At 67.6% G+C, this 3,973-nt stretch carries 3 protein-coding genes; 1 reads left to right on the top strand and 2 read right to left on the bottom strand.

What is annotated here, in order from left to right; genetic code table 11:
- Nucleotides 1–91: 91 nt before the first annotated feature.
- Nucleotides 92–2,215 carry a type IIA DNA topoisomerase subunit B gene (locus ACFWGJ_RS42570; protein WP_387334334.1) on the bottom strand — a complete coding sequence of 708 codons (2,124 nt, stop codon included), beginning with the start codon at nt 2,213–2,215 and terminating at the stop codon, nt 92–94.
- 441 nt (nt 2,216–2,656) lie between these two features.
- On the opposite strand from ACFWGJ_RS42570, the gene ACFWGJ_RS42575 reads away from it, so the two are divergent.
- Entirely contained in the window at nt 2,657–2,887 is a 231-nt protein-coding gene (locus ACFWGJ_RS42575) for a hypothetical protein (RefSeq protein WP_107021495.1), read from the top strand.
- A gap of 169 nt (nt 2,888–3,056) precedes the next feature.
- Here the strand turns inward: ACFWGJ_RS42575 and ACFWGJ_RS42580 are convergent, their stop codons facing one another.
- Nucleotides 3,057–3,872: a S1 family serine peptidase gene (locus tag ACFWGJ_RS42580; RefSeq protein WP_387334335.1), complete on the bottom strand. Its 816-nt coding sequence runs from the start codon at nt 3,870–3,872 to the stop codon at nt 3,057–3,059.
- Between the last annotated feature and the right edge of the window lie 101 nt (nt 3,873–3,973).

Below are 3,973 nucleotides of genomic sequence, written 5' to 3' on the forward strand. Positions count from 1 at the left end.
CCGGAGTTCCGGTCGGCCCCCGTCGGACCGAAGATGCGCCGCTGAGGCCGCTCACGTGTCGGTGGGACCGGCTACGCGCCGGTGGAACCGACTACGCGTCGATGCGCGAGCGGTCCAGCGTCGCCGCGGAGCTGGAGATGAACTCCTTGCGCGGAGCGACGTCGTTGCCCATCAGCAGGTCGAAGACCTGCTCCGAGGCTTCGAGGTCGGTGATGTTGATCCGGCGCAGCGTGCGGTGGCGCGGGTCCATGGTCGTCTCGGCCAACTGGTCCGCGTCCATCTCACCGAGACCCTTGTAGCGCTGGATCGAGTCCTTGTACCGCACGTTCTTCCGCTGGAGTTCGAGCACGGTCTCCCGGAGCTCACGGTCCGAGTACGTGTAGATGTACTTGTCCTGGCCCTTCTTGGGCTGGCTCAGTTCGATCCGGTGCAGCGGCGGCACCGCCGCGAACACCCGGCCGGCCTCGACCATGGGCCGCATGTAGCGCTGGAAGAGCGTCAGGAGCAGACAGCGGATGTGCGCGCCGTCGACATCGGCGTCGACGAGCAGGATGATCTTCCCGTAGCGGGCGGCGTCGAGGTCGAAGGTGCGTCCCGAACCTGCTCCTATGACCTGGATGATCGCGCCGCACTCGGCGTTCTTCAGCATGTCCGACACGGACGACTTCTGAACGTTGAGGATCTTTCCGCGGATCGGCAGGAGGGCCTGGAACTCGGAGTTCCGGGCGAGCTTGGCGGTGCCGAGCGCCGAGTCTCCCTCGACGATGAACAGCTCGCTGCGCTCCACGTCGTCACTGCGGCAGTCGGCGAGCTTGGCGGGCAGCGAGGAGGACTCCAGGGCCGTCTTCCGCCGCTGGGCGTCCTTGTGCTGGCGGGCCGCGATTCTCGTACGGGCGGCGGCCACCGCCTTCTCAAGGACGACCCGCGCCTGTGCGGCCGCGTCCCGCTTCGTGGAGGTCAGGAACGCCTTGAGCTCCTTGGAGACCACGTTCGTCACGATGCGGCGAGCCGCGGAGGTGCCGAGCACCTCCTTGGTCTGCCCCTCGAACTGGGGCTCCGCGAGACGGACGGTGACAACGGCGGTGAGGCCCTCCAGGGCGTCGTCCTTGACGACGTCGTCCTCGGCGACCCGCAGCAGCTTCTTGGTGCGCAGCACTTCGTTGATGGTCCTGGCGACCGCCTGCTCGTAACCCGCGACGTGGGTGCCGCCCTTGGGCGTGGCGATGATGTTCACGAACGACTTGAGCGTCGTGTCGTAGCCCGTGCCCCAGCGCATCGCGACGTCCACACCCAGCTCACGGGTGACTTCGGTCGGAGTCATCTGCCCGTGGTCGTCGAGGACCGGGACCGTCTCCTTGAAGCTGCCCTGGCCCGAGAAGCGGAGCACGTCGCAGACGGGCTTGTCGGTGGCCAGGTACTCGCAGAACTCGCTGATGCCGCCGTCGAAGCGGAAGGACTCCTCGCCCTTGCTGCCGCCCTCGCCGAGCCCGTACTCGTCGCGGACGACGATGGTCAGGCCGGGCACCAGGAAGGCGGTCTGCCGGGCGCGCTGGTGCAGGTTCTCCAGGGAGAGCTTGGCGTCCTTGAGGAAGATCTGCCGGTCGGCCCAGTACCGCACGCGCGTGCCGGTGCGGGTCTTGGGAACCCTCTTGAGCTTGCGCAGCCCGGAGGACGGGTCGAACGTGGCATCGGGGCCGTCGCCCTTGAAGGCTCCGGGGGTGCCCCGCCGGAAACTCACCGCGTGGGTGTTGCCCCCACGGTCCACCTCGACGTCCAGGCGGGCCGAGAGCGCGTTCACCACGGAGGCGCCCACGCCGTGCAGGCCGCCGGAGGCCGCGTACGAGCCACCCCCGAACTTGCCTCCGGCATGGAGCTTGGTCATCACGACTTCGATGCCCGAAAGACCGGTTTTGGGCTCGACATCGACCGGGATGCCCCGGCCGTTGTCCCGCACCTCGACGGAACCGTCGTCATGCAGGGTCACATCGATGTGGTCGCAGTAGCCACCGAGGGCTTCGTCCACGGAGTTGTCGATGATCTCCCAGAGGCAGTGCATCAGACCGCGGCTGTCGGTCGATCCGATGTACATGCCCGGGCGCTTCCGCACGGCCTCTAGACCTTCGAGGACGAGCAGGTGCCGCGCGGTGTAGTTGGAACCGTCCCGGTCTGCTCCGGTCAGCAGGGCTGTGGACGGCACGGACGTCTCGGCGGTCACGCGGTTCGCTCCTCGCTGAATTTCAGTTGCGGCCCTTTTGGGTAAGGGCCCGGCTTCGGTCACCGGTCCGAGGGTACCGAGGCCTGGTAGAGCCGTTGTAACGCCACCCTCGTCCCAAACGCAGACTAGTCCAGAGTCGCATGCCTGTTCGATCCCTCGTTGGAGTGAAGTACATATCACGTTCCCTTCCAGGCATGAACCATTTAGGCTCCGGGCACGTCCTCAAGAACAACCGGCAAGCCAGCCGGTGAGGACTGAACCTGACAGAGCGCGAACCCGTAAGACACGAAGACACGCAATACGGCTCATTCGCCGCCAACCGGCAGCAGACAGCCGACTCGGAAAGATTTTTTTCGAGGAAGAGCCACGAGCGGGAACGTTTTCGGCCTGGTTGGATGTTGACCCTGGTACGACAGCTCGTCGAGCTAGAGAAGAGGCGACGTGACTACTGTTCTGACCCCCGCGAGCCCACTGACGGCCGCTGACCGCTGCGACCGTTGCGGCGCCCAGGCATACCTGCGCGTCGTCCTCCTCAACGGTGGTGAACTGCTCTTCTGTGCCCACCACGGGCGCAAGTTCGAGCCGGAACTCAAGAAGATCGCCGCTGAGATACAGGACGAGACGGAGCGGCTGACGGCCGCCCCGGCAAGCGCCAATGACGAAGAGCACTGACACTTCGCGCAGACGACGAGCCATCTCCGGCACAGGCCGGTGACCGGGCGGCCGCCCCTGATTCCAGGGGCGGCCGCTCGCGCTCGTGGCTGCGGAAGTGCGCTCCCTCCCACGAAGAACGCCACGGAATCTCAGGCAGCTCCCAGCGGCCCGCCCCCTCAGGCAGCTCTCAGTGGCCCGCTCCGAGCGCTGTGACGGCCCCTGAGGCCCGCGTATAGACCCCAGGGCTGCCGACCCGTCCACAGCCGCTTCCCCACGACACAAGGCCGATCAGCCGCCCCTGAGCGACCAGGGGCCCACCGCTGTCCCCCTGACAGGCGTCCCGGCCGCCACCCGTCTCTCCCGCGCACAGCATGGAGCCGGCGAGATACGTTCCGTCGGCACTGCCGGGGTAGGCCCTCTCGCAGACCGCGTCGGACAGCACCCGGACATGCGAGGCCCGCAGGGAACTCGCGTAGTCGCCACTGCCCGTCGTATCGCCCCAGCCGTACACGACAGCACCCGTACCAGGCTTGTACGCAGGGTCTCCGGCGCCGGCCACGCGAATGACCGAACCGGCGGGGAGCGGCTCCGAGAGGGTGAGCACGGCGAAGTCCCCGGCATTCGTGTAGCTGTCGTGCCGCGGATTGATCCAGATGTCGCGCACGGCGATCTCCGTGCCCCCACCCGCCCGCAGGTCTCCGCGGCCCGCGACGATCCTCAGGTCCCGGACCTGCCGAGGGGGAGCGCCCAGCACTTCCTCGCCCAGACAGTGGGCAGCCGTGAGCACCGTCTCCCGCCCGATCACCACTCCCCCGCAGAACTGTCCCGCGCGTGTTCCCCCGAACCGGTCACGGCTGGACAGCGCCACCATCCAAGGGGCCTCGCTGATTTCCACGGGGTAGCCGCCGATGACGACGTCGGCCGTCGCGGGGGCCGGGGATGCCAGCGGTATCACGGCCGCCGTGGCCACGAGGGCCAGTGCACGGGCGAAGGTACGACGCATGCGCGCTCCTCACTCTGGGGTTGTCACGAGACACCCAGAGTGATCCAGTCGACGGCGCTCCGCACTCCGCACAGACCGAGGGCCCGGCTCCCATGACGGGG

The organism is Streptomyces sp. NPDC060205 (genome assembly GCF_042728395.1).
Classification (GTDB): Bacteria; Actinomycetota; Actinomycetes; order Streptomycetales; family Streptomycetaceae; genus Streptomyces.

Coding starts and splice junctions, on each gene's coding strand:
- ACFWGJ_RS42580 (WP_387334335.1), bottom strand. CDS start 3,872: ATGCGTCGTACCTTCGCCCGTGCACTGGCCCTCGTGGCCACGGCGGCC.